Raw genomic sequence first — 25,989 nt, forward strand, 5'->3', positions numbered from 1 at the left:
TCCGTCTGGAGCCCGACCATCTCGACCGACGTCCCTCTGCCGATCCGGGTGGTGGCCCTCTACCAATTCACCCGCTTCGACGATCGCGCGGGCGTCCGCGCGGGGCTGGCCGCCGTCTGTGCGCGCCGCGACATCCGGGGCACCTTGCTGGTCGCGCGCGAGGGCATCAACGGCACGATCGCGGGGAGCGACGCGGGGATCGGCCACGTCCTCGATCACATCCGCGCCCTGCCCGGCTGCGCCGCGATCGACGTGAAGGAATCGCGCGCCGCCACCCTGCCCTTCCATCGCATGAAGGTGCGCCTCAAGGCCGAGATCGTGACGATGGGCCTGCCGGACGTCGATCCGCTGGGCGGCACCGGCCATTATGTCGAGCCGGCCGACTGGAACGCCCTGATCGACGATCCCGCCACCATCCTTATCGATACGCGCAACGATTATGAGGTCGCCATCGGCACCTTCGCCGGCGCGATCGACCCGCGCACGAAAAGTTTCCGCGACTTCCCCGACTGGTTTCGAGCCTACCGCGACGAACTCACCGCCGGGGGCCAGCCGCCGAAGATCGCGATGTTCTGCACCGGCGGTATCCGCTGCGAGAAAGCCACCGCCTTCCTCAAGGCCGAGGGGCTCGACGACGTCCATCATCTGAAGGGCGGCATCCTCGCCTATCTGGAAAAGGTCGAGGCGCGGGACAGCCGCTGGCAGGGCGAATGCTTCGTGTTCGACGAGCGGGTCGCGATCGGCCACGGCCTCCAGCCCGGCAGCCACGCGCTATGCCGCGCCTGCCGGATGCCCGTCAGCCCCGAACAGCGCGCCTCCCCGCTCTATGTCGAGGGCGTGAGTTGCCCCGCCTGCCACGCTGATCGCACCGAGGATCAGCGGCGCGGCTATGCCGAACGCCACCGCCAGACCCGCCTCGCCGAAGCGCGCGGGCAGCGCCATATCGGATCGGTCGGGGGTTCGGCCGTGGACTCAGTCGCGCGCGACGAGTGACTCGATCAGGATCGCGGCGGCCAGCAGATCGGCCACGATCGGCGATCCATCGGTCACTTTCCCGGCCTCCTCGCCGCCATGGCCGGTCGTGACGAGGATGCCGCGCGCGCCCGCCGCCTTCGCCGCCCCCAGATCGGCGCGCTTGTCGCCCACCATGAACGAGCGCGCCGGATCGAGATCGAGATCGCGCGCCGCCTCCAGCAGCATCCCCGGCGCGGGCTTGCGGCAATCGCAGACATCCTCCGGCCCGTGCGGGCAGAGATACCAGCCGGCGATCTCCACGCCCTCGGCCGCCAGATATTCGCCGACCCGCGCATTGACCGCCTCGGCCGCCGCGCGATCGAAATAGCCCCGGCCGATGCCCGACTGGTTGGTGACGACCACCAGCGGCCACCCCTGCCCCGCCAGCCGCCGCAGCCCTTCGGCGGCATTGGTTTCCAGCTCGACGCCGTCGGGATCGGCCAGATAGTCGCGCTCGACGATGATCGTGCCGTCGCGGTCCAGGAAGATCGCCGGCCGGCTCATCCGATCAGCTCCAGCGCGGCCGCGCGCACCTGCTCGGGCAGGATCGCCGCCACGCCGCGCATGTCGTGCACCACGCGATGCCCCTGGCCATAAGGGTGCCATTTGCGCGGCCGGTTGAAATTGCCGAAGATGCCCACCGTCCGCGTGCCGCCCGCCGCCGCCAGATGCAGCGGCCCGCTGTCATGGCCGATGAACAATCTGGCGCCGCCCAGCGCGGCGGCGGATTCGCGCGGCTTCAGCCGGCCGCACAGATCGACGCTCGGCCCCGGCCATTCCGCCAGCACCGCCGCCGACCGCGCCGAATCCTCGGCCGCGCCCACCGCGACCAGCCCATGCCCCGGAAAGGCGGGCGCGAGCGAGGCCAGCAGCGCCGACCAGTTCGCATCGCCCCAATCCTTCGACGCGTCCTTGCCGCCCAGATTGATGCCGATGAAGGGTGCATCGCCCAGCGGCGCCAGCGCGGTCGCCGCCGCCGCTTTCTCGGCCGCCGTCAACCGTAGATCCCAGCCATCGGCCGCATGCGGATCGACGACACCCAAAGGCGCCATCGTCCGCGCCAGCCGCTCGACCTCGGGCTCTTCCTCGCCGGTCGCGGGATCGATGCGGTTGTCGTGCAGGTCTGCGGTGACGGGCGCGCACAGCACCGTCTTGATCCCCGCCAGCCGGAAGAAGGCGATGTCGCGCCGCACATTCTTCAACCCGCGCGCCGCCGCCAGATAGACGAGCGTATCCGCCCCCGTCTTGCGCAGCGCCCGCGCCACCCGCCACAGCTTCAGCGGCGATCGCGTGCCGACCGGATAGTCGATCACCCCGTCGATCAGCCCGCCCGGCCCCAGGATGATCTCCAGCGCCGCCGCCTTGGACGAGATCGGCACGTTGGTCAGCACCAGCCGCCGCCGCCCCGGAAAGGCCCGCTCGATCGCGTGGAAGCAGGGCAGCGCCACGACGGTGTCGCCGAGGCTGCCGAGGCGATAGATCAGGATCGGGGCATCGTTGGCCATGGGATCAGCGATAGCGATCCTCGCGGCCGAGATGCTCGAACACATAGTCCGCCACCCCGTCCTCCAGCGACGTCGCCGGCGCGTCATAGCCCATGCCGCGCAGCTTCCCCATCTCCGCCTCGGTGAAGTATTGATATCGATCGCGGATCGATTCCGGCATCTCGATATATTCGACGTCGACGGCCTTGTTCATCACCCGGCCGAGCGCCTTGGCGATATCCAGGAAGGACCGCGCCTCTCCCGATCCGATGTTGAACACGCCATTGTCGAACTTGTTATCGAGCAGCCACAGGATCGACCGCGTGCAATCGCGGACATAGACGAAGTCGCGCCGCTGATCGCCGTCGGCGATGCCGTCGCGATACGACTTGAACAGCCGCACCTTTTCGCCGGCCGTCACCTGCGCGTGCAGCTTGCACGCGACCGACATCATGTCGTCCTTGTGATATTCGTTCGGGCCATAGACGTTGAAGAACTTGAGCCCGGCCCATTGCGGCGGCGTCGGCTCGCCCGCCGCCACCCGCTCGGCGAAGATCACGTCGGTCGCCTTCTTGCTCCACCCATAAGCGTTGAGCGGCTGGAGCGCCTGCTGCGCGGCGAGGCTGTCGTCGTCGGTGAAGCCCGTCTCGATCCCGCCATAGGTCGCGGCCGACGAGGCGTAGATCAGCGGCACCTGATGCTTGGTGCACCAGTCCCACAGCGCGACCGTATAATTGATGTTGAGATCGACGAGCCTGTCCACGTCGCGCTCGGTCGTCGCCGAGATGGCGCCCATGTGGATCACCGCGCGGATCTCGGCGGCGTGCGCGTCGAGGAAGGGAAGGATCACCTCCGGCTTCACGAAATGGCGGATGCGCCGCTTGGCCAGATTGCGCCACCGCTCGTCGGTGCCGAACCAGTCCACCACCGCGATCGGCCCGTCCCCCCGCGCCTCGAGATCCGCGACGATATTCGAGCCGATGAACCCGGCGGCCCCTGTGACGACGATCATTCCGCAGCCTCCGCCGGCGCCGAGGCCCGTGCAATGATGTTGGTGGTGCTGCGCCCCGGCACCAGTTCGTAGGTCAGCACCGTGCCGCCGCGCGCCAGCACCGTGTCCGCGCCTATGATCTGGTCGATCGTGTAATCGGCGCCCTTCACCAGCAGGTCGGGCTGGAGCGCCTCGATCAGTTCCTTCGGCGTATCCTCCTCGAACACCACCACCAGATCGGTCACGCCGAGCGCAGCGATGATCTGGGCGCGGTCGCTCTCGCTGTTGATCGGGCGGCTCGGCCCCTTGAGGCGCTTGACCGAGCTGTCGGCGTTCACCGCCACGATCAGCCGGTCGCAATGCGCGCGGGCGAATTCGAGGATGCCGACATGGCCGACATGCAGGATATCGAAGCAACCGTTGGTGAAGCCCACCGTCAGCCCGTCGCGCTCCCACAGCCGCCGCCGGGTGATCGCCAGATCGAGATCGGCCACCTTGGAATTGGGCGAGGACATGCCGAGGCTCGACAGCCGCGCCAGTTCCTCGTGCAGTTCGGATCGGCTGACCGTCGCGGTGCCGCGCTTGCCGACGACCACGCCGCCCGCCGCATTGGCGATCGTCGCCGCCTCGGGCAGCGCCAGCCCCGCGCCGAGGCACAGCGACAGCGTCGCGATCACCGTATCGCCCGCGCCAACCACGTCGAACACGTCGCGCGCGCTGGCGGGGATATGCACCGGCGCCTGATCGGGCCGCAGCAGCGACATGCCGCGCTCGGCCCGCGTCAGCAGGATCGCCTCGATATCCGTGCCGCTGAGGGCGATACCACCCGCCTGCTCGGCACCCTCGTCCTCATGCGGATCGATCCCGGTCGCGGCCAGCGCCTCCTTGGCATTGGGGGTCACAACCGTCGCCCCGGCATAGCGGCGGAAATCGGGCGTCTTGGGATCGACCACCACCGGCACCCCGGCGGCGCGCGCGACCGCGATGATCCCGGCCACCACCTCGGGCGTCAGCACGCCCTTGGCATAATCGGAGAGGACGACGACCTGATGCTCGCCGATCTGGTCCGCCACGGTCTTGACGATCGCCTGGCCAGTCGCCGCGGCGATGTCGCCCGGTTCCTCGCGGTCGGCGCGCAAGAGATGCTGGCCCTGCGCCACGAAGCGGGTCTTTTCGATCGTCGGCCGCCCGGCTTCGGCGATCAGCGCCGGGGTGATCCGCCCGCAGGTGGAAAGCTGGAACGCCAGCTCGGCCGCCGCCGCATCCTCGCCGACGCAGCCGATCAGGGTGCAGCGTCCGCCCAGCGCCGAGATGTTGCGGCCGACGTTGGCGGCGCCGCCGGGCACGCTCTCGGTCGCCTTCAGATGGATGATCGGCACCGGGCTTTCGGGCGAGATGCGCTGCACCACCCCCTTCATGAACCGGTCGAGCATCACGTCGCCGACGACCAGGATCGCGATACTCTCGAAATCCGGCAAACCGTTCGTCATTCCTGCGTCCCCCCATGCCGAAACAATCGGCATCGAAATGGTGAAAATCCCGTGCAATCTCACCGGGAGCCCCCCGCCCCCGTCCTTGTTATTGCGCCGCAGCGACAGCCGGCCGGCCGGTGGGGTCGAACGAACCGGTATGCAGCAGCGGCAGCAGACCGGTCATGATATGATAGAAGGACGATGCGGTCGCCGGCTCGTCGACGATCGAGCCGTCGAGCAGCATCCGATCGAGCCAGAGGCCCGGCACGGGCACCTCCAGAAACCGTCGCAACGTTCCGAAGGCATCGAGCGCGGCGGTATCGAGCCTCGCCTTTTCCGCCCCTTCGACCTTCCGTCCGAAAACCAGTGCCGTCCGAAGCCGCTCGGTCTGCGCCCAAAGGCGCGCCGTGCCGTCGATCGGTGCGCCTGTGGCATCGGTCGAGAAGAAGGCGACCTTGCGCGGCGCATCGACCCCATATTTCGCGCCGAAGGCTTCCAGGCGGCTCGCCTGCGGGAAATTGTCGCCGCCAAGCAGGCGATCCGCCTCCGTCAGAAGATAGGCCCACTCAAACTGGTGGCCCGGCTCGCGGATCTGGCCGTCTTCGCCCGCCATGAAACGCCAGTCGCCGTCATAATATTCGCCGACGGCACCAGTCACCGGATCGATCATGCGGGAGAGCGCCAGATTGACGATCTCCCGCGCCTTACCGGCGAACATGTCCGATCCGCCGATCGCGACCCAGGCGAGCAACGCTTCGAGCAGGTGCATATGGGGATTGGAGCGGAGCGGCAGACGGCGTGGCCGGTCCTCCTCGAACCCCGCCATCGGATGCGCCAACCCGCCCAGCCGGACCAGCAGCGCCTCCGCCGCGCGGAGCAGTTCGGGGGGCTTGCCGAGCGTCTCGTAGCCGGATGCCAATGCCAGCAGGACGAAGGCCTGATCGTAGAGATCGAAGCCGTCATCCAGAACAGCGCCTTCGACGGTGACAGACTTGCGATAGAGGCCATCCTCGCGGGCATAGGCCTTGAGCAGGAAATCGACGCCCTGCGCCACGGCATCCTGCCAGGGCCCGGCCCAACCGAGTTTGCCTGCTTCGGCATAGGTGAAAGCCTGACGCGCCTGGACCCGCGCCCGCTTGGGCATGTCCAGCGCCTTGCCGGACTGGTCCAGCCGATCGAACCATCCGCCGTGGCGGCGGTCGGCGCCCGCGTCCCACCAGATCGGCAATGCAGCCCCGAACAGCCATTCCGCCGCCCAGCGCCGGTCACCGTCAAAAACGTCCATCATGTCCCCCGAATCCCGAAAGTCTTTTGCGCTGCATCATGCGGCAGATCAATTACCGTCATCCGACAATATCGTGTTGCGCACGCTATCCTGCCGGATCATCCGAGGCCCTCCGATCCCATTCGAGGATGGTCCAGGCCCTACCCCCCCCCGCAAGCCGCCCCCACGCGCCAGTCCGCAACTTGAGCCTGTTAAGCGACGGCACCACGCCCGCCGCCAGCAACGCGAACCGCGCCGCCCCGTTGCTGGTGACGATCAGGTTCGTGCCCTCAGCCGCCTCCAGGAACGCCCGCCACGCCGCGATCCGCCCCGGAATATCCACATTCCAGCCCGGCGGCACGATCGCCGCCCGGTCCCACGCCGCCAGAACATCGGCCGACAATCGCGCGACGACGTCCGCTTCCGGCCGATCCTCGTCCGGCCCATGATCGATCTCGTCGAGCCAGGGCACCACCTCCGCCGGCCCAACCGACCCGATCGTCTCCCCGATCAACGCCGCCGTCCGCCGCGTCCGCACCAGAGGCCCCGTCAGCACCCGATCGAAGGTGATCCCCGCCTCGGCGAAATGCCGCCCTACCGACCGCGCCTGCGCCTCGCCCTCGGCGGTCAGCGGCAGATCGGTGCGCGATCCCACGCGGCGCGGCGCCTCGCCTCGCTCGAACGTATTGCCGTGGCGGACAATGATGACCGTCGCCATCGTCAGGCCATCGGATCGCCGTGGAGCGCGATCAGCCGCTCGGCCAGCGCGATATCACCCTCGGTATCGATCCCCGACATCGAGATGCGCGGCGGATCGACCGCCACCGTCGTCAGCGGGATGCCCAGTTCGATGAAGCGTAGCGCCTCGATACTCTCCAGCGTCTCATGGAAGGTCGGCGCCGACGCGCTGAACCGCTTCAGCGTCTCCAGCCGAAAGGCATAGACGCCGACATGCCGCCACACCGGCGACAGCGCCATCCGCGCGCGCAGGCCCGCCTCGCCGCGCAGCGCCGGCACGATCGCCTTGGAGAACCAGATCGCCCGATCGTCCTCGGCGCGGATGCAGCAGGTGCCGCTGAACGGATTGCCCAGCTTGTGCTGGCGCAAGGCATCGAGTGCCTCCCAGCTTAGCTGCACCACCGGCGTCGCCGCCTCGGCCCCGGCGCGCATCGCCGACAACAGGGTGCGCAGGATTTCGGGCGCGGTGAAGGGCGCGTCACCCTGGAGGTTGATGACGATGCCGGGCGCGGGCGTCAGGCTCGCCGCCGCCGCCGCGACCCGATCGGTGCCCGAGGGCAGGTCGGGCGGCGTCATCACCACCGGGCAATCCAGATCGGCCGCGTGGCGCGCGATCCGCTCGTCGTCGGTCGTGACCGCGACGGTCACATCGTCGAGCCCATCGACCGCCAACCGCGCCGCATGGATCGTCCGCTCGATCAGGCTGCGCCCGGCGACCAGCGCCAGCGGCTTGCCGGGAAAGCGGCTCGATCCGTATCGCGCCGGAATGAGGATCACGTCAGGCATGGAACATGTGAGACCTTGTCTGGCAGGGAGTCGGCAGAACGTTAACGGCCGCCTGCCTAGCAATCATATCGCGATCGCGTTAGGCCATGCTTGATCGCCACGCCCGTATTTGCCACGCGGGGCCATGGGGTTCACCGCAGTCTTGCGTCGAGGACATCGGCGGCTTCCACATGCGGCCGTTGAATTTCTTCTGCTGTTCGCGCTTTGGGCGATCCCGACGGCGGCCTGCGCGCGTGACACCATCCGCGTCGCGCTCCAGCTCGAGCCGCCGTCGCTCGACCCCACCAGCGGCGCGGCCAACGCCACCGACGAGGTGGTCTATGCCACCATCTTCGAGGGATTGGTCCGCGCCGCCGCCGACGGCTCGATCCAGCCTTTGCTGGCGGCAGGCTGGACGGTCTCGCCCGATGCGCGCCACTATGAATTTGGCCTGCGCCCGAACGTCCGCTTTCAGGATGGCCGCCCCCTCACCGCTTCCGACGTCGTCTTCAGCCTCGATCGCGCCCGCGCGGCGGGATCGAGCAACGCCCAGGCCACCGCCTTCGGCAACATCGCGTCGATCCGCGCGCTCGATTCCTTGCGCGTCGCGATCGATCTAACCGCGCCCGATGCCGGCTTCCTCACACTCCTCAGCTTCGCCGACGCGGTCATTGTGTCGCCGGCCTCCGCCTCGACCCTCGCGACCAGGCCGATCGGCACCGGGCCCTACCGGCTCACCGGCTGGCGGCGCGGTGACAGGATCATGCTCGCGCGCAATCCGCTCTATTGGGGCACCGCCGCGCGCACCGACCGCGTCGCCTTCCGCTTCATCGCCGATCCCAGCGCCGCCTACGCCGCGATGCGCGCGGGCGATATCGACATCTTCCCCGATTTTCCCGCGCCCGAAACCCTCCCCCGCCTCGCCGCCGATCCCGCGCTCCGGCTCGCGATCGGCAACAGCCAGGGAAAGGTGATCCTCGCCCTCAACCAGCGCGACGGCCCGCTCGCCAAGCTGGCGGTGCGCCGCGCGATAGCCCGGGCGATCGACCGCCGCGCGATCATCGACGGCGCGATGTACGGCTACGGCACCCCGATCGGCAGCCATTTCTCCACCCAGAGCCCCGATTATGTCGACCTCACCGGTCGTTATCCGTTCGATCCCGCCGCCGCGCGGCGGCTGCTCGCGCAGGCCGGTTCCCCGCGCGGTTTCGCGCTCACGCTGAAATTGCCGCCCCCCACCTACGCCCGCCGCACCGGCGAGATACTGGCGGCGCAACTCCGCCGGATCGGCATCCGCGTCACGATCCGCTCGGTCGAATGGGCGGCGTGGCTCGACGAGGTGTTCCAGCGGCACGATTTCGACATGACGATCGTCAACCATGCCGAGCCGTTCGATTACGACATCTACGGCCGCCCCGATTACTACTTCGGCTATGACAGCCCGGCCTATCGCGCCCTGCTGAACCGGCTGCGCGGCACGATCGACCCGGCCGCGCGCCATGCGATGCTCGGCGCGATCCAGCGCAGGCTGGCGGACGATGCGGTCAACGGCTTCCTGTTCCAGTTCCCGCATCTCGGCGTGCAGGCGCGCGCGCTCGACGGCGTATGGGCCAACACGCCGAACCAGTCGCTCGACCTGGCCGCCGCCCATTTCGCCGGCGCCGGCGGGCCGGACGCCACGTCCTCGACGGCGCCGCGCGGGCGGGGCTGGGCGAAACCCGCCCTGATCGCGGCGGTGGCGGGCCTGCTGCTGCTCGCCCTGCTGGCGTTCGGCCCCCGTCATCTGGCCGGCCGCCTGCTCGTCCTGGCCGGCACCCTTCTCGCGGCGAGCCTCGGCGTGTTCCTGCTGATCCAGATCATGCCGGGCGATCCGGCCGCCTTCATGATGGGCCTAAACGCCAGCCCGCAGGCGATCGCCGCCCTCCATACCGAGCTCGGCCTCGGCGGCCCACCGGTCACCCGCTATCTCGCGTGGGTCGCGGGGCTGGCGCAGGGCGATTTCGGGATCAGCTACACCTATCGCGTCCCGGTCGCCGGCCTGTTGTGGGATCGGCTCTCCCTCTCGCTCCCGCTCGCGTTGCTGGCGACGGGCCTGTCGGTCGTTCTGGGCGTCGGCGCGGGCTATCTCGCCGTCAGTCGCCGCAGCGCCCTGCTCGATCACGGCTTTTCCTGGCTCGGCCGGATCGGCGTGGCGCTGCCCAATTACTGGCTGGCGATCCTGCTGGTGCTGGCCTTCGCCATCGGCCTCGGCTGGGCCGACGCCGGCGGCTTTCCGGGCTGGTCGGCCGGGCCGATCCCCGTGATCCGCGCCCTCGCCCTGCCCGTCGTCGCGCTGGCGCTGCCGCAGGCGGCGATCCTGATGCGCGTCACCCGCGCCAGCCTGCTGGAGGCGATCGATCAGGATTATGTCCGCACCGCCCGCGCCAAGGGACTGCGCCGCGCCGCCGCCATCCGCCGCCACGCCCTGCCCAACGCGCTCGGCCCGGTGCTGACGGTCCTCGGCCTCCAGATTCCCTTCCTGATCGCCGGCAGCGCCATCGTCGAGAATGTCTTCTTCCTGCCGGGGCTCGGCCGCCTCGTCATCCAGGCCATCACCCAGCGCGACCTGATCGTGGTGCAATCGGTGGTGATGCTGCTCGTCGCGCTCACTATCCTGTCGAGCTTCGTCATCGATATGGCGCAGGGCCTGATCGATCCGCGCATCCGCGACGCGGTGTCGTGATGAGGGGTCGCCCGCTCACCCTGATGCTCGGCATGGCCCTCACCGGCCTGTTCGTCGCCGCCGCCCTCCTGGCGGCCGTCTGGACGCCGCACGACGTCACCGCGATCGACGTGGCCGTCCGCCTGCGCCCGCCCGATGCCGCGCACTGGCTCGGCACCGATCAGCTCGGCCGCGATCTCCTGTCGATGATCCTCGCCGGCGCCACCGTCTCGCTGGCGGTCGCCTCGGCATCGGTGGCGGCCGCGCTCGCGATCGGCATCCCGCTCGGCCTCACGGCGGCGGCGCGGCCCGGCTGGATCGACGAGCTGGTGATGCGCTCGGGCGACCTGATCTTCGCCTTCCCCTCGCTGCTGCTCGCGATCCTGCTGACGGCGGTGATCGGACCGGGGGCGACCAGCGCGACCCTCGCCATCGCCCTGTTCAACATCCCCGTGTTCGCCCGGCTGGCGCGCGGCGAGGGCCGCCGGCTGGCGTCGCGCGACTTCATCGCCGCCGCGCGCCTGGCCGGCAAAGGGCGCGCGCGGATCGCGATCGAACATGTCCTGCCCAACATCCTGCTGTCGATCATCGTGCAGGCCACCATCCAGATCGCGCTGGCGCTGATCGTCGAGGCGGGCCTCTCCTATGTCGGCCTCGGCACGCAGCCGCCGCAGCCCAGCTGGGGCCGGATGCTTGCCGACGCCCAGACCCTGATGGGCATCGCCCCGCGCCTCGCGATCGTCCCCGGCGGCGCGATCCTGCTGGCGGTGTTCGGCATCACCCTCACCGGCGACGGCCTCGGCCAGCGGCAGCGGCGGAGGCAGGGCCGATGACCCTGCTCGCCTTCGATCGCGTGTCGGTCCGCTACGACGGGCGGATCGCGCTCGACGCTCTCTCCTTCGCCATAGCACCCGGCGAGATAGTCGGCCTGATCGGTGAATCCGGCTCGGGCAAATCGACCGCCGCGCTTGCCGCGATCGATCTGCTGCCCGATCGCGCCGCGCAGGCCGGCACCGTCCACCGAGCCGCGGATGCCCCGTTCGGCATGATCTTTCAGGAGCCGATGAGCGCGCTCAACCCGCTGATGACGATCGGCGCGCAGGTCGCCGAAGCGGTGCGCGCCCGCGCGCCGACGGGCCGCCGGGCGGCCCGGGCGGAAGCCGCGCGCCTGCTCGATCGCGTCGGCCTCCCCACCGATCGCGTGCCGCCCGCGCGCTATCCGCACCAGCTTTCGGGGGGGCAGCGCCAGCGGGTCGGCATCGCGATCGCGCTGGCCGGCAACCCCCGCCTGCTGATCGCCGACGAGCCCACCACCGCGCTCGACGCCACCACCCAGGCGCGGATCGTCGCCCTGCTCGTCGAACTCAGCCGTGAGCGCGGCATGGCCCTGCTGCTCGTCAGCCACGATCTGGCGCTCGTCGGCGAGGTCTCCGACCGGATCGTGGTGCTGAAGGATGGGGCGCTGGTCGAACAGGGCGCCGCCGCCGATGTCCTCGGCCACCCCACCATGGCCTACACCCGCGCGCTGATCGGCAGCGCCACGGATATGCCGCCGCGATCCGCCCCGCGCGCATCATCGGCCGTACCGCTGCTGGAGGTTCGCGGCGTCGGCCGCCGCTATCCCGCCCGCCCGACAGGCTGGCGCCGCGCCGCGCCGGTCACCGCGCTCGACGATGTCGGCTTTCAGGTCATGCCCGGCGAGACCGTCGGCGTCGTCGGCGAATCCGGTTCGGGCAAATCGACCCTGCTGCGCCTCGTCCTCGGTCTCGATCGCCCCGACACGGGCGATATCCTGCTCGGGGGCCAGCCTATCGCCGGCGCGCGCGGTGCGGCGCTACGCCGCGCGCGGCGCACGGTGCAGGCGGTGTTTCAGGATCCCGGCGGCAGCCTCGATCCGCGCCAGACGGTCGAGACCATCGTCGCCGAGCCCCTCCACCTGCTCGATACCCGCCCCACCCCGGCGGATCGCAGCGCGCGGGTCGGGGCGGCGCTGGCGCAGGTCGGGCTCGATCCCGCCGCCGCCGATCGCCATCCGCATCAATTCTCGGGCGGCCAGCGCCAGCGCATCGCCATCGCCCGCGCGCTGATCCTCGGTTCGCCGCTGGTCGTGCTGGACGAGGCCGTGTCGGCGCTCGACATGTCGGTCCGCGCCGAGATCCTCGGGCTCCTGTGCCGCCTGTCGGACGAACGCGGCATCGCCTTCCTGTTCGTCTCGCACGATCTGGGCGCCATGCGCGCCATCGCCGACCGCCTGGTCGTGATGGAGGGCGGGCGCATCGTCGAACAGGGCCCGGCCGCCGATATCCTCGGCGCGCCGGCCCATCCCTACACCCGTGCCCTGATCGCCGCGACGCCGGATCTCGGCCGCGTCATCGCGCGGCGCGTGGCTCAGGCGGCGTCCTCGGCGTCCAGCCCATAGGCCGTGTGCAGCACGCGCACCGCCAGCTCGGTATAATCCTCGTGGATCAGCACCGAGACCTTAATCTCGGACGTGGTGATCGCCAGCACGTTGATTTGGCGATCGGCCAGCGCCTTGAACATCTCGGCCGCGACACCGGCATGGCTGCGCATCCCCACGCCCACCACCGAAATCTTGGCGACGGCGGTGTCGTGCACCAGCCGGTCGTAGCCGATGTCGGTCCGCGCCCGCTCCAGCACGTCGCGCGCGCGGGCCAATTCGGCCATCGGCACGGTGAAGGTCACGTCGGTCTGGCCGGTGCCGTGGCTCACGTTCTGCACGATCATGTCGACGTTGATCGAGGCATCTGCCAGCGGCGTGAAGATGCTGGCGACCGCGCCGGGGCGATCGGGCACCTGCGTCAGCGTGACCTTCGCCTCGTTCTTGTCGTGCGCGATGCCGGTGATGAGCTGGCGTTCCATGTCGTTCCCTTCGATCTCGTCTTCACCCACGATCATCGTGCCGGGCAGCGTCCCTCCGTCCGGCGCGCCCTCGAAGGAGGACAGCACCTGAACGCGCACCTTCTCCTTCATGGCCAGCCCGACCGAGCGGGTCTGGAGCACCTTGGCGCCGACCGAGGCCAGCTCCAGCATCTCTTCGTAGGTGACCTTCTTCAGCTTGCGCGCCTTGGGCACGATGCGCGGATCGGTCGTGTAGACCCCGTCCACGTCGGTATAGATGTCGCAGCGATCCGCCTTCAGCGCCGCCGCCACCGCCACCGCCGACGTGTCCGAACCGCCCCGGCCCAAGGTCGTAACGCGATTGCCGGGCGCCACGCCCTGGAAGCCGGGGATCACCGCCACCTCGCCGCCCGCGATCGCGGCGGCGAGGCTGTCGCCGTCCATATCCTCGATCCGCGCCGAGGCGTGCGCGTCGGACGTGTGGATCGGCAGCTGCCAGCCCATCCAGCTGCGCGCCGGCACCCCCAGCGCCTGCAACGCGATCGCCAGCAGCCCGCTCGTCACCTGCTCGCCGGCGGAAACGACGACGTCATATTCCTTGCGATCGTAGAGCGGCGAGGCTTCCTTGCAGAAATTCACCAGCCGATCGGTCTCGCCCGCCATGGCGGAGACGACGACGGCGACCTGGTTGCCCGCCTCCACCTCGCGTTTCACCCGCGCGGCGACGTTGCGAATACGCTCGATCCCCGCCATCGAGGTGCCGCCGAACTTCATTACGATACGGGCCATGGAAGAACTGCTCAGGTGTCAGGAAACCGGCTTGGGTGCGGTGTGGCGGCCTGATAGGTTCGGGCGATGACGAACGCAACCGTGACGATCGATCCGAAGGAAGCCGCGCACTTCGGCGCGCAGGCCGCCGACTGGTGGAACCCCAAGGGCAGCTCGGCGATGCTCCACCGGCTGAACCCGGTGCGACTCGGCTATGTCCGCCGCCAGATCGACGCGCATTGGGATGCCGATCCGCGCGACCGCACGCCGCTCCGGGGCAAGAGCGCGATCGACGTGGGCTGCGGCGCGGGCCTGCTCGCCGAACCGCTCGCCCGGCTGGGCGCGGCGGTCACCGGGCTTGACGCGGCCGCCGAGAGCATCGCCGTCGCGCGCGACCATGCCGCCGCGCAGGGTCTGTCGATCGACTATCGCGCGGCCGGTGTGGAGACGCTGGCGGGCGAGCGTTTCGACCTCGTATGCTCGATGGAGGTGATCGAGCATGTCACCGATCCCGCCGCCTTCGTCACCGGCCTCGCGGGCGCGCTGGCGCCGGGCGGCCTGATGATCCTCTCCACCCCCAACCGCACGCCTCTGTCGCGCTTCGCCGTCATCACCTTGGCCGAAGGGCTCGGCCGCGTACCCAAGGGCACGCACGACTGGGACAAATTCCTCACCCCCGACGAGCTGACCGGCTTGCTGGAGGCGGCCGGCCTGAAGGTGATCGACGTGACGGGCATGGCGTTCGATCCGCTCAAGGGCTTCACCCTCTCCGACAATCGCGCGCTCGACTATTTCGTGACGGCGGTCGCCACATAAGGTTCACCCCTCCACCTTCACCCCCAACTGGCTCTCGGCCAGCGCCGCCACCTCTGCATCCAGCGCGGGCGGCGTCATCGGCACATTGGCCTCCAGCGCATCGGCCACCGCCGTCAGCGCGGCGATGCGCGCGGCTTTCTTGTCGTTCCCGTCGATCACCAGCCAGGGTGCGGCCGGCGTGTCGGTCCGCAGGAACATCTCCGCCATGGCCGCCAGATAATCGTCGCGGCGGGCGCGGTTGCGGAAGTCGTCCTTGCCGGTCTTCCAGCGTTTCCAGGGATCGAGGATGCGCGCGGCGATGCGCTTGTCCTGCTCCTTCTGGGTGATGTGGACGAACAGCTTCACCAGGGTCGTGCCGCTGGCGATCAGCTTGCCCTCGAAGGCGTTGATCTCGTCATAGGCGCGGCGCCATTCGGCCTCGCTGGCATAGCCCTCGACCCGCTCGACCAGCACCCGGCCATACCAGCTCCGGTCGAACACCGAGATCGAGCGTTCGGGCGGCAGGCGGCGGCGGAAGCGCCACAGATAATGGCGGCGCTTCTCTTCCGGCGTGGGCGCGGCGATCGGCCACACCTCGAAATGGCGCGGATCCCATTCGGCGGTCAGCCGCTGGATGATGCCGCCCTTGCCGGCCGCGTCCCACCCTTCCAGCATCACGACGGCGCGCCGGTCGTGGACGATGTGCGCGACCATGATCCGCTCGAGCCGCGCCTCCAGCGCCGCCAGATCGCGCTTGTAATGGCCCTTATACTTCCTGCCGCGCTCGTGATCCGCGAGATCGATCGTCATGGGCACCCTCCCCTTGTTACGGGGAGGGTACGCCCGGATCAGCCCTTGGGTCCATCCACCACGCGGATCGAGAGTTCGCGCAGCTGCTTGGGCGTCGCCGGAGCCGGCGCGCCCATCATCAGATCCTCGGCCTTCTGCGTCATCGGGAAGAGGACGACCTCGCGGATATTGGGTTCGTCGGCCAGGATCATCACGATGCGATCGATGCCCGGCGCCGAGCCGCCATGCGGCGGCGCGCCGCACTTGAAGGCGTTGATCATGCCCGCGAAGTTCGTGTCGACGTCGGCCTGCGAATAGCCGGCGATCTCGAACGCCTTGTACATGATATCCGGCCGATGGTTGCGGATCGCACCACTTGAGAGTTCGATGCCGTTGCAGACGATATCATATTGATAGGCCAGGATATCGAGCGGATCCATCGTGGCCAGCGCCTCGAGCCCGCCCTGCGGCATCGAGAAGGGATTGTGGCTGAAATCGACCTTCTTCGATTCCTCGTCATACTCGTACATCGGGAAATCGACGATCCAGCAGAATTTGAACACGCCCTGCTCGATCAGCCCCAGCTCCTCGCCGGTGCGCGTGCGGGCGAGGCCGGCGAGCTTGGCGGCGTCGCCCGGCTTGCCGGCGGCGAAGAACACGCCGTCGTCGGGGCCGAGGCCGAGCGCCTCGATCAGTTTCGCGGTCGCTTCCTCGCCATGGTTCTTGGCGATCGGGCCGGCGGGCACGCCATCCTTGATGTTGATGTAGCCGAGGCCCGAATAGCCCTGGCCACGCGCCCATTCGTTCATGTCGTCGAAGAATTTGCGGCTCTTCGCCCCCGCCCCCGGCGCCGGGATGGCGCGGACGACGCTGCCGCCCTCGACCAGCCGGGCGAACAGGCCGAAGCCCGACCCATGGAAATGATCGGTGACATCGACGATCTCGATCGGATTGCGCAGATCGGGCTTGTCCGACCCATAGCGCAGCATCGAATCGCGATAGGCGATGCGCGGGAACGGCGCGGGGGTGACGGTGCGGCCGGCGGCGAATTCCTCGAACACGCCGTGCAGCACCGGCTCGATCGCGGCGAACACATCGTCCTGCGTGACGAAGCTCATCTCGAAATCGAGCTGATAGAATTCGCCGGGCGAGCGATCGGCGCGGGCATCCTCGTCGCGGAAGCAGGGCGCGATCTGGAAATAGCGGTCGAAACCCGCCACCATCAGCAGCTGCTTGAACATCTGCGGCGCCTGCGGCAGCGCGTAGAATTTGCCGGGGTGGACGCGGCTGGGCACCAGATAGTCGCGCGCGCCTTCGGGGCTGGAGGCGGTCAGGATCGGGGTCTGGAATTCGGTGAAGCCCTGATCGACCATCCGCTTGCGGATCGAGGCGATCACGCCCGAGCGCAGCATGATATTCTTGTGGATCCGCTCGCGCCGCAGATCGAGGAAGCGGTAGCGCAGGCGGATATCCTCGGGATATTCGGCCTCGCCCGCCACCGGCATCGGCAGCTCCTGCGCGGCCGACTGGACCTCGACGGTCACGGCCCGCACCTCGATCGCGCCGGTGGCGAGGTTGGGGTTCACCGCCTCGGCGGCGCGCGCCACGACATCGCCGGTCACGGTGACGACGGATTCGACCCGCATCGATTCCAGCGCGCTATGCGCCTCCGATCCGATGTTGGTGACGATCTGGGTCAGGCCGAAATGGTCGCGCAGATCGACGAACAGCAGCCCGCCATGATCGCGCTTGCGGTGGACCCAGCCGGAGAGGCGGACGGTCTCGCCCACGTCGGTCTGGCGGAGCGCGGCGCAGGTGTGGGTGCGATAGGCGTGCATGGTGGGCCGTTCAACTTCCGGTAAAATGGGATCGCGCCGCTTTCCTCTCACCGCCGGCTTTGTCAACCCGCCCCACCCCCGCTATGGGGTGTCATGCACATCCATCCACTGATTACCGACACCGAAACCCTCAAGGCTCTCTGCGACCGTCTCTCGACCGCCGATTTCGTCGCGGTCGATACCGAGTTCATGCGCGAGAACACCTATTGGCCCGAACTCTGCCTCGTGCAGATCGCCGACGACAAGGAGGCCGCCGCCATCGATCCGATGGCCAAGGGGATCGATCTGACCCCCCTGCTCGACCTGCTGGTCGATAATGAGGACGTGCTGAAGGTGGTCCACGCCGGCGGGCAGGATCTCGAAATCGTCTTCAACCTGACCGGCAAGACGCCGCACCCGATGTTCGACACGCAGATCGCCGCGATGGCGCTCGGCATGGGCGAGCAGGTGGGTTATTCCAATCTGGTCGAGAGCATGACCGGCGTGAAGCTCGACAAGGGCGCGCGCTTCACCGACTGGAGCCGCCGCCCGCTCGACAAGCGCCAGATCGATTATGCGATCGGCGACGTCACCTACCTCAGCCAGATCTTCCCCAAGATGCTCAACAAGCTGCGGAAAACCAATCGCGGCGAATGGCTCGACGGGGAGATGGAGCGGATCGCGGACCCCGCCAATTATGTGAACGCCCCCGAGGATGCGTGGCTGCGCATCCGCCCGCCGAGCCGCAAGCCCGAGGTGCTGGGCCGCCTCAAGGCGATCGCGGCCTGGCGCGAGCAGGAGGCGCGATCGAAGAATCTGCCGCGCGGCCGGCTGGTGAAGGACGAGACCTTGGCCGACATCGCCAGCCACCCGCCGCGCCAGCAGAGCGATCTCGCCAAGGTGCGCGGTCTGGCGGCGAGCTGGGCCGGCAACGACATCGGCGGCCGGCTGATGGCGGCGATCGAGGGCGCCAAGCCCTTGACCGACGAGGAGATGCCGGCGCGCGAGGACCGCAAGCCCGGTCTCACCAAGGATGGCGCGCTGGTGGCGGACCTGCTCAAGCTGCTGCTCAAGGTGCGGTCGAAGGAGGCCGACGTCGCGCCGCGCCTCGTCGCGCGGGCCGACGATCTGGAGGCGCTGGCCGCCGGATCGCGCAAGCTGCCGCTGCTGGAAGGCTGGCGCTACGATCTGTTCGGCAAGGACGCGCTGGCGCTGGTCGAGGGGCGCCTCGCCTTCACCGTGCGCAACGGCAAGATGGTGATGTCGGCGGTGGAGGCGGCGTGATGCGGGCGATCGTGGCGGGCGGCGTCGTGCTGGCGGGGCTGAGCCTGTCGGCCTGCGTCACCCCGCGCGCCGCGCCGCCAGCGGGCGCGTGCAACGCCGCCAAGGCGCAGGGCTTCGTCGGCAATGCCGCGAGCGAGGCGCTGGCCGAGGACGCCCGCAAGGCCGCCGGCGCGCAGACGGTCCGTATCCTGACCCCCGGCCAGATCGTGACGATGGAGTTTCGCGCGGGCCGGCTGAACGTCAACGTGGACGAATCGGGCCACGTCAGCGCGATCCGGTGCGGGTGAGGCCCTCGACCCTTTAAACCGCTCGTCCTGAGCCCTTCGACTGCCTGCCAAGGCAGGCGCTCAGGATAAACTTCATGCCTTTGGCATGAAGTCGAAGGACGTGCCCCAAACGGTGCCGTCCAGTCGCACGCCCTTCGACTACGCTCAGGGCGAACGGGATTTGGTTGGTGCCGCTTATGGCCTCAGGCCACCACCGCCCGTAACCCGAACGCCGCCGCCAGCGACTTATGGCGCCGCTCGACCGCCTCGCCATAGAGCGGGCCGTCGCCATGGCCCAGGTGCAACGCCACCGCCCCATCCTGTAGCGCCAGCCGGCTCGCGTGAAGCGGTTGCGCCACCCCGCCCGACAGGCGCTGGCCGAGGCGCAGGGCCAGGCCCCAGCTCTCCGCCGTCGCCTGCTGCGCGGGGGTCGTGAGCGCGGCGACCGTCGGCGGCACGCCGCGCCCGCCGAAGCTGGTCCACAGAGCTTGCCCCAGCATCGCCCGGCCGGTCGCGTCGATGCCGACCCAATTGCCGTGCAGCGCCGTATCCAGCCCGCGTTCGGCGCGGAAATCGGGGTGGGCGCGCCAGCCCACGTCGGCCAGCAGGCAGGCGGCATGGCGGACGCGGTGCATCTCGCCATCCTCGTGCGGAAACAGCGGCGCGATCCAGCGATCGAGCAGGTCGCCATGTTCGGGGAAGCGCCCCTGCCGCACGCCTTCCTGCCGGGTCGCCTCGATCAGCGGATCGAGGTTGCGGATTTCGGGCGGCAGGCTCTGGTGCAGCAGCCCCTCACGCAGACCATAAGCCGAGACGATCAGGTCGCGCGCATTCAGGTGGCGCACCAGCACCGCCAGCAGCGCCGCCGCGTCGGACAGAGCGGGGGCGCGGCTGGCGGCCACGCCCGGAAACTCGCGCAGCTTCTTGGGCGGCAGCTGCGCCACGACGCGGACGAGATGCGCGGCCTGCGCCGCATCCATGCGATATTGGTGGAGGATCGGCAGCGGATGATCCGAGATGGTCATGTGCAGCCGCGCCAGAGCGCGCCACGATCCGCCGACAAGGTAGAAGGGCAGCCCCTGCCCCGCGCCTTCCCACACGCCCTTCAGCGCCTTGGCGACGGTGCGGTCGAGCGCGCGCGGCCCCTTCTTGCGGATCGCCGCCACCCGCAGCACGCCCAGCGGGAAGGAGGCGCGCTCGTGCACCTCGCCATCCCGCACCCGGATCAGTTCGAGCGAGCCGCCGCCGAGATCGCCGACGATGCCGTCCGCCGCGGGTATGCCCGCCAGCACGCCATAGCCCGCCAGCGCCGCCTCCACCTCGCCCGGCAACAGCTCGACCGACAGGCCAAGCGCGCGCAGGCGGGTGAGGAAATCGGGACCGTTGGAGGCATCGCGCACCGCCGCCGTCGCCACGACGCGCGGTTCGGCGACGCCCATGTCCATCGCCAGCCGGCGGAAGCGGCCGAGCGCCGACAGGGTGCGCTCCATCGCCTCGCGATCGAGCGCGCCGTCCTTGGCCAAGCCCCGGCCGAGCCCCGCCATGATCTTCTCGTTGAAGAGGATCGAGGGGATGCGCGCCGGCCCGTCATAGATGACGAGGCGGACCGAATTGGAGCCGATATCGACGATCGCCACCCGGCCCGGTTCGGGCGCGGGTGGGGCCTTGCGGATGAAGGGGAGCGTGGTGCTCAGCGACATGGGATGCGTCCGGCCAGATCGGCGATACGGCCGGGCATCAGACCTCCCTCAAGGTGAGGACGGGCACCCCGCCCGCCCGCTCGGCGGCGGCGCCGCGACCGGAGAAGGACGGGTTGGTCATGAAATAGCGGTGCAGGTTGAACGGCCGCTTGCCGGGCACGACGCGGGTGTAGCTGCCGTCGGGGCCGAGCCACCAGCTCTGCTCGTCGTCGTTGAGATTGGCGACCATCACCTGGTTGAGCACCTGCGCATGGACCGTGGGATTGTCGATCGGGAGAAGATACTCCACCCGGCGATCGAAGTTCCGGGGCATCCAGTCCGCCGAGGAAATATAGACCTTGGCCTTGGCGCTGGGCAGGCCATGGCCGTTGCCGAAGCACATGATCCGGCTGTGTTCCAGAAAGCGGCCGATGATTGACTTGACCCGGATATTGTCCGACAGGCCATCGACGCCGGGGCGCAGGCAACAGATGCCGCGCACGACGAGATCGATCTTCACGCCCGCCGCGCTCGCCCGATAGAGCTTCTCGATCAGCGCCGGATCGACCAGCGAATTGACCTTGGCCCAGATGGCGGCGGGGCGGCCGGCGCGGGCATGGTCGATCTCGGCATCGATCAGCGCGCCGATCTTGTCGCGCAGGCCGTGCGGCGAGATGGTGAGCCGCTGGAGATGCTGCGGCTCGACATAGCCGGTGATGTAGTTGAACAGTTGCGCGGCATCCGATCCCACGACAGGATCGGCCGTGAAGTAGCTGAGATCGGTGTAGATTCGCGCCGTGATCGGATGGTAATTGCCCGTGCCGAAATGGCAGTAGGTGCGATAGCCGTCGCCCTCGCGACGGACGACCATCGAAACCTTTGCGTGGGTCTTCCAGTCGATGAAGCCGTAGACGACCTGCACGCCGGCGCGCTCCAGCATCGCCGCCCAGTCGAGATTCTGCTCCTCGTCGAACCGCGCCTTCAGCTCGACCACGGCGGTCACCGACTTGCCGGCCTCGGCCGCGTCGATCAGCGCGCGGATCACCGCCGATTGCTTGCCGGCGCGATACAGCGTCTGCTTGATCGCCACGACATCCGGGTCCTGCGCCGCCTGCTTGAGGAAGGCGAGGACCACATCGAACGTCTCATACGGGTGGTGGACGATCAGATCCTTGGCTTTGATCGCCGCGAAGCAATCGCCGCCATGTTCCCGAATTCGCTCGGGGAAACGCGGCGTCATGGCTGAAAATTTCAGGTCGGGCCGATCCTCGTCGACCAGTTCGGCCAGATCGACGATGCCGAGGAAGCCCTCGGTCTCGTTGACGAAGGCATCGGTGCCGCCCAGTTCGGCGCGGACCATCGCCTCGAGCTGGTCGGGTAGGCGCTCGTGCGTCTCGAGGCGGATCACCCGCCCCTTGCGGCGCCGCTTGATGGCCGAGCGGAAGTAGCGGACGAGATCCTCGGCCTCTTCCTCGATCTCGATATCGCTGTCGCGGATCACGCGGAAACCGCCGTAGCCGACCAGATCGTAGCCGGGGAACAGGATGCCCCGGAAATGGCGGATCAGCGTCTCTATCGCCACATAGCGCGCTTCCTTGCCGGGCACTCTCACGAAGCGGCGGAGGGTGGCGGGCACCATCAGCAGTTCGCGGATGATCGTCCCGTCCGAAATGCGGCGCAGTTCGAAGATGATCGAGAAGCCCTTGTTCGGGATGAACGGAAAGGGATGCGCCGGATCGAGCGCCTGCGGTGTCAGGACCGGAAACACCTGCTCGCGGAAATAGCGTTCGAGGAAGGCGGCCGAATCGGCATCGATCTGGTCACGGCCGAGGATGCGGATGCCGGCGGTCTCCAGCTCGCGTTGCAGATCGTGCCACACCGCCTGCTGATCGGCCATCAGCCGATCGGCCTCGCGCGCGATCGCGGCGAGCTGCTGGCTGGGGGTCAGGCCGTCGGGCGAGCGATCCTCGATCTCACGGGTGCGCTGGCCCGCCAGCCCCGCCACGCGGACCATGAAGAATTCATCGAGATTGTTGCCCGAGATCGAAAGGAAGCGCAGCCGCTCCAGCAAGGGGTGCGAGGGATTGCACGCCTCTTCCAGCACCCGCTCGTTGAAGGCGAGCCAGGAAAGCTCGCGGTTGAAATAACGGTGGCGGGGGGCGATCGGCTCGGGATGGCTATCGCCCACCAGCGCATCGTCGAGCGCGTCGTTGGCGGGTACGGGCTGTTCCATCCCGCTTCCTTATCCTGCTTGGCGTGACTCGTCGATGACGCCCATCGCGCGCAGCACCTCGCGCGCCAGCGGCACCGATAGGCGCACGCGCCGCGCCAGTGCCGCCGCGTCGAGAGCCTCCACCAGACGGTGAAGCGACAGGTAGGTCCGCTCGATGCGCGGCAGCAGGAAGCGCAGCACATCGGGCGTGACGGGCAGGCCGCGCGCCACCAGCAATTTCTCGATCAGCAACGCCATCAGATCCTCGTCGGGCTCCTCCATCGTCACCTTGGGGCTGGCGGCGATGCGCGAGCGCAGATCGGGCAATGTGATCTCCCACGCCGGCGGGGGCGCGTCGGCGATGACGAGCAGCGGCCGGCGCCGCTCCTGCGCGCGGTTCCAGGCGTGGAACAGCATCTCCTCGTCCTGCCGCTCGGCATCGTCGATCATCTCGCCGCCGGTCTTGGCGGTGAAGATGCGGGCGAGCAGGCTGCGGCCGGATTTGCGCGGGCCGCTCAGCACCGTCGTCATCACCGGCCAGTGCGACCAGTGATCGAGATGGGCGACGACGCGGGCATTGGCATTGGTGAGGAAGAAATCGCGCTCATCCTCGCTGGCCGGCCAGTCGAAGGGGAGCCCGATCTGGCTCACCGGGGCGGGATTCCGGCGGCGGGCGGTGGCGGCAGCGGGATCGGCGCCGGGCGCGGCGGGCCGCCGGCCTGCTCGACGTTGACGGCGCGGACGTTGAGCCGCGTCTGGAGCGCGGCGCGGAAGGCGGTCGGGTCGCCCGCATAAGTGACGCGGATCATCGAGACACCGCCCAGCGCCAGGCTGGAGGTCGAGGCCGAAGTCACACCGCCGATCGAGCGGATCGTCTGTTCGGCGGCGGCGGCGGCGGTGGCATCGGGGGTGTCGACCTGCACCGACAGGATCGACGGCGGCGCCGCGATGCTGGTGTCGGTCATCACATCCTCGGCCATGCTGCCGGCCATCAGATCGTCGGCGACATCCTCCTCGATCGTCAGCGAGGCATCGGGCTGGAGGCCGCCGCCGCGCAGCGCGTCGCCATAGAGCGCGTCGATCCGGCGCACGCCGTCGTCGAGCATCTTCGCCAGACCGTCGCTGCTGGGCGCGAACAGGCGGAAGGCGCCGACCAGCTTGGCGTCCGGCCCGTGCAGCGCATAGAATTGGCCGATCACCGGCCCGCCGGGGAAGGATCGGGTCAACCGCACCACCGGCATCACCATGTCCGCCGCGCCATATTGATCGAGCAAGGCCCGCCACTGGCCGCGACCGGGTCGGCCGACCTGCGACGCGTTGAGCAGCAAGGGATCGGCGCCGTTGCCGACCGGGCGGATATAATCGATCGGGCTGCCGCCGGAGCGGAAGCGCGCCCACGCCCGCTGCCATTCGGTGCGCGTCTCGAAGCTCTGGCCGGTGCCGCCCGACCACATCACCGGGATCACCAGCATCGGCGCCGATCGCCGCACGCCGCCATTGTTGCCGAGCAGCTGGCCGGCGCGCGCGCGATCGAACAGCACGCCCAGCCGCGCCACGTAACGGCGGGGGGTGATATGCTCGTCCTCCACCTCGATGCCGGCGACGATGGCGTCGAGGGTCGAATCGGGCAGGCCGGGGGCGGCGGTGGCGGGCTGGCCGTTGGCGCGCGCCCACAAGAGCTTCCACGCCTTGCGCTGCGCCAGCCGCCAGCCGGCATTGCGCGCCGCATCGGCGTTGGGGCCGCTCACGTCGACCTCGACACCGCCCACTTCGAAATTGGCCGAACTGTCGATCGGCGCCACGCCGCGCTCGGCGCGTTCGAGCTGCGCCACGACGACCGCGCCGCCCGCGAGCAGCAGCCCACCGACGATAGCGGCCCCGAGGGCCTTGGGAAACGGACGGGCGGGACGAAAAGCGGCGATCACGGCTCGCCTTTTGGCGACTATGCGGTGGAAATCCAAGTCGCTTGTGGGCTAGGCGGCTGGGCCATGTCGTCAGAGCCCTATACCTACGCCCAGGCGGGCGTCTCCATCGCCGCCGGCAATGCGCTGGTGAAGGCCATCGCCCCACTGGTCCGCGCCACCCGCCGGCCGGGGGCCGATGCCGAGATCGGCGGCTTCGGCGGCTTCTTCGATCTGAAGGCGGCGGGCTTTACCGATCCGCTGCTGGTCGCGGCCAACGACGGGGTCGGCACCAAGCTGAAGCTGGCGATCGACGCCGGCCGGCACGAGGGCGTCGGCATCGATCTGGTCGCGATGTGCGTCAACGATCTGATCGTGCAGGGCGCCGAGCCCCTGTTCTTCCTCGACTATTTCGCGACCGGCAAGCTCGACCAGGGCATCGCCGAAACGGTGATCGCGGGCATCGCCGAGGGGTGCCGCATCGCCGGCTGCGCGCTGATCGGCGGCGAGACGGCCGAGATGCCGGGCATGTACGCGCCGGGCGACTATGACCTCGCCGGCTTCTCGGTCGGCGCAGTCGAGCGCGCGCAGGTGCTGACCGGCGACAAGGTGGCCGAGGGCGACGTGATCCTCGGCCTCGCCTCGTCGGGCGTCCATTCCAACGGCTTCTCGCTGGTGCGCCGCCTTGCCGCCGACAAGGGCTGGAAGCTGGAACGCCCGTCCCTCTTCGATCAGGACGTGCTGCTGATCGACGCGCTGCTGGCGCCGACTCGCATCTATGTGAAGAGCCTGTTGCCGCTGGTGCGCGAAGGCCGGATCGCGGCGATGGCGCACATCACCGGCGGCGGCCTGCTGGAAAATATCCCCCGCGTGCTGCCGCAGGGCCTGCACGCCACGATCGACGCCGACGCATGGCAGCAGCCGCGCCTGATGGCCTTCCTCCAGGCGCAAGGGGCGATCGAGCCGGGCGAGATGGCGCGCACCTTCAACTGCGGGATCGGCATGGCGCTGGTGGTGAAGCCCGACGCGGCGGCCGGCGTGGCGGAGGCGCTGGAGGCGGCGGGCGAGACCGTGTTCACGATCGGCGCGATCGGCGCGGGCGAGAAGGGCTGCACGGTGCGTGGATCGGACGAGACGTGGAGCGCGCGCGGCGCTTGGACCGCAACGTTTCATGGCTGAGACCAGCACGT

Annotated in this window: 22 protein-coding genes; 8 read left to right on the forward strand and 14 right to left on the reverse strand. The window is 69.1% G+C overall.

The window, feature by feature from the left end:
* Positions 1-51 precede the first annotated feature (51 nt).
* Positions 52-993, forward strand: a complete 942-nt coding sequence (gene trhO, locus PQ455_RS08225; protein ID WP_273690817.1) for an oxygen-dependent tRNA uridine(34) hydroxylase TrhO — start codon at positions 52-54, stop codon at positions 991-993.
* Here trhO and PQ455_RS08230 read toward each other — a convergent pair.
* From PQ455_RS08230 to PQ455_RS08260, 7 genes are all read right to left on the reverse strand, one after another.
* The gene (locus PQ455_RS08230; protein WP_273690819.1) at positions 973-1,518 is read right to left on the reverse strand and encodes a D-glycero-alpha-D-manno-heptose-1,7-bisphosphate 7-phosphatase; all 546 of its coding nucleotides are present in this window, start codon (positions 1,516-1,518) and stop codon (positions 973-975) included. The two genes, trhO and PQ455_RS08230, sit on opposite strands and share 21 nt — an antisense overlap.
* Positions 1,515-2,519, reverse strand: coding sequence for a glycosyltransferase family 9 protein (locus PQ455_RS08235; RefSeq protein ID WP_273690821.1), 1,005 nt, complete (start codon positions 2,517-2,519; stop codon positions 1,515-1,517). The genes PQ455_RS08230 and PQ455_RS08235 overlap by 4 nt, the downstream gene beginning before the upstream one ends.
* A 4-nt stretch (positions 2,520-2,523) precedes the next feature.
* Positions 2,524-3,510: an ADP-glyceromanno-heptose 6-epimerase gene (rfaD, locus tag PQ455_RS08240; RefSeq protein ID WP_273690823.1), complete on the reverse strand. Its 987-nt coding sequence runs from the start codon at positions 3,508-3,510 to the stop codon at positions 2,524-2,526.
* A complete protein-coding gene (gene rfaE1 / locus PQ455_RS08245) occupies positions 3,507-4,979 on the reverse strand; it encodes a D-glycero-beta-D-manno-heptose-7-phosphate kinase (protein WP_273690825.1) in 1,473 nt (490 codons plus the stop codon). Before rfaE1 ends, rfaD begins: the two co-directional genes overlap by 4 nt.
* Positions 4,980-5,067: 88 nt before the next feature.
* On the reverse strand, positions 5,068-6,246 hold the full coding sequence (locus PQ455_RS08250; protein ID WP_273690826.1) for an AGE family epimerase/isomerase: 1,179 nt from the start codon (positions 6,244-6,246) through the stop codon (positions 5,068-5,070).
* A gap of 85 nt (positions 6,247-6,331) precedes the next feature.
* Complete coding sequence (locus PQ455_RS08255; RefSeq protein ID WP_273690828.1) at positions 6,332-6,943, reverse strand: histidine phosphatase family protein; 612 nt, start codon at positions 6,941-6,943, stop codon at positions 6,332-6,334.
* Positions 6,944-6,945: 2 nt separating this feature from the next.
* A complete protein-coding gene (locus PQ455_RS08260) occupies positions 6,946-7,749 on the reverse strand; it encodes a 3-deoxy-manno-octulosonate cytidylyltransferase (RefSeq protein ID WP_273690836.1) in 804 nt (267 codons plus the stop codon).
* Positions 7,750-7,891: 142 nt separating this feature from the next.
* Between PQ455_RS08260 and PQ455_RS08265 the strand changes: the two genes are divergently transcribed.
* Genes PQ455_RS08265 through PQ455_RS08275 form a run of 3 tightly spaced genes read left to right on the forward strand, consistent with a single transcriptional unit; the run spans position 7,892 to position 12,848 of the window.
* Positions 7,892-10,450: an ABC transporter substrate-binding protein gene (locus tag PQ455_RS08265; protein WP_273690839.1), complete on the forward strand. Its 2,559-nt coding sequence runs from the start codon at positions 7,892-7,894 to the stop codon at positions 10,448-10,450.
* Positions 10,450-11,262, forward strand: coding sequence for an ABC transporter permease (locus PQ455_RS08270; protein ID WP_273690841.1), 813 nt, complete (start codon positions 10,450-10,452; stop codon positions 11,260-11,262). Before PQ455_RS08265 ends, PQ455_RS08270 begins: the two co-directional genes overlap by 1 nt.
* The gene (locus PQ455_RS08275; RefSeq protein WP_273690843.1) at positions 11,259-12,848 is read left to right on the forward strand and encodes a dipeptide ABC transporter ATP-binding protein; all 1,590 of its coding nucleotides are present in this window, start codon (positions 11,259-11,261) and stop codon (positions 12,846-12,848) included. Before PQ455_RS08270 ends, PQ455_RS08275 begins: the two co-directional genes overlap by 4 nt.
* Here PQ455_RS08275 and PQ455_RS08280 read toward each other — a convergent pair.
* The gene (locus tag PQ455_RS08280) at positions 12,818-14,077 is read right to left on the reverse strand and encodes an aspartate kinase (protein WP_273690845.1); all 1,260 of its coding nucleotides are present in this window, start codon (positions 14,075-14,077) and stop codon (positions 12,818-12,820) included. The two genes, PQ455_RS08275 and PQ455_RS08280, sit on opposite strands and share 31 nt — an antisense overlap.
* A gap of 66 nt (positions 14,078-14,143) precedes the next feature.
* Here PQ455_RS08280 and ubiG point away from each other — a divergent pair, with 66 nt between their 5' ends.
* The gene (ubiG, locus tag PQ455_RS08285) at positions 14,144-14,872 is read left to right on the forward strand and encodes a bifunctional 2-polyprenyl-6-hydroxyphenol methylase/3-demethylubiquinol 3-O-methyltransferase UbiG (protein WP_273690846.1); all 729 of its coding nucleotides are present in this window, start codon (positions 14,144-14,146) and stop codon (positions 14,870-14,872) included.
* 3 nt (positions 14,873-14,875) lie between these two features.
* Here the strand turns inward: ubiG and PQ455_RS08290 are convergent, their stop codons facing one another.
* Together PQ455_RS08290 and aspS are read right to left on the reverse strand one after the other, a co-directional pair.
* A complete protein-coding gene (locus tag PQ455_RS08290) occupies positions 14,876-15,661 on the reverse strand; it encodes a polyphosphate kinase 2 family protein (protein WP_273690849.1) in 786 nt (261 codons plus the stop codon).
* Between the two features lie 38 nt (positions 15,662-15,699).
* Positions 15,700-17,478: an aspartate--tRNA ligase gene (gene aspS, locus PQ455_RS08295; protein WP_273690851.1), complete on the reverse strand. Its 1,779-nt coding sequence runs from the start codon at positions 17,476-17,478 to the stop codon at positions 15,700-15,702.
* Positions 17,479-17,571: 93 nt separating this feature from the next.
* Here aspS and rnd point away from each other — a divergent pair, with 93 nt between their 5' ends.
* On the forward strand, positions 17,572-18,741 hold the full coding sequence (rnd, locus tag PQ455_RS08300) for a ribonuclease D (protein ID WP_273690854.1): 1,170 nt from the start codon (positions 17,572-17,574) through the stop codon (positions 18,739-18,741).
* Positions 18,741-19,028 (forward strand): I78 family peptidase inhibitor, encoded by a 288-nt coding sequence (locus PQ455_RS08305; RefSeq protein ID WP_273690856.1) that lies wholly within the window; start codon positions 18,741-18,743, stop codon positions 19,026-19,028. Before rnd ends, PQ455_RS08305 begins: the two co-directional genes overlap by 1 nt.
* A gap of 182 nt (positions 19,029-19,210) precedes the next feature.
* Here the strand turns inward: PQ455_RS08305 and PQ455_RS08310 are convergent, their stop codons facing one another.
* Genes PQ455_RS08310 through PQ455_RS08325 form a run of 4 tightly spaced genes read right to left on the reverse strand, consistent with a single transcriptional unit; the run spans position 19,211 to position 24,823 of the window.
* Positions 19,211-20,707, reverse strand: a complete 1,497-nt coding sequence (locus PQ455_RS08310) for a Ppx/GppA family phosphatase (protein ID WP_273690859.1) — start codon at positions 20,705-20,707, stop codon at positions 19,211-19,213.
* 37 nt (positions 20,708-20,744) lie between these two features.
* Entirely contained in the window at positions 20,745-22,919 is a 2,175-nt protein-coding gene (locus PQ455_RS08315; RefSeq protein WP_273690862.1) for an RNA degradosome polyphosphate kinase, read from the reverse strand.
* Between the two features lie 9 nt (positions 22,920-22,928).
* Positions 22,929-23,549, reverse strand: coding sequence for an HdaA/DnaA family protein (locus PQ455_RS08320; RefSeq protein WP_273690863.1), 621 nt, complete (start codon positions 23,547-23,549; stop codon positions 22,929-22,931).
* Positions 23,546-24,823: a heavy-metal-associated domain-containing protein gene (locus tag PQ455_RS08325; RefSeq protein WP_273690865.1), complete on the reverse strand. Its 1,278-nt coding sequence runs from the start codon at positions 24,821-24,823 to the stop codon at positions 23,546-23,548. The genes PQ455_RS08320 and PQ455_RS08325 overlap by 4 nt, the downstream gene beginning before the upstream one ends.
* Positions 24,824-24,886: 63 nt before the next feature.
* Here PQ455_RS08325 and purM point away from each other — a divergent pair, with 63 nt between their 5' ends.
* Positions 24,887-25,978, forward strand: coding sequence for a phosphoribosylformylglycinamidine cyclo-ligase (gene purM, locus PQ455_RS08330; protein ID WP_273690867.1), 1,092 nt, complete (start codon positions 24,887-24,889; stop codon positions 25,976-25,978).
* Positions 25,979-25,989 lie beyond the last annotated feature (11 nt).

It is taken from the genome of Sphingomonas naphthae, from assembly GCF_028607085.1.
In the GTDB taxonomy this organism is placed as follows: domain Bacteria; phylum Pseudomonadota; class Alphaproteobacteria; order Sphingomonadales; family Sphingomonadaceae; genus Sphingomonas_Q; species Sphingomonas_Q naphthae.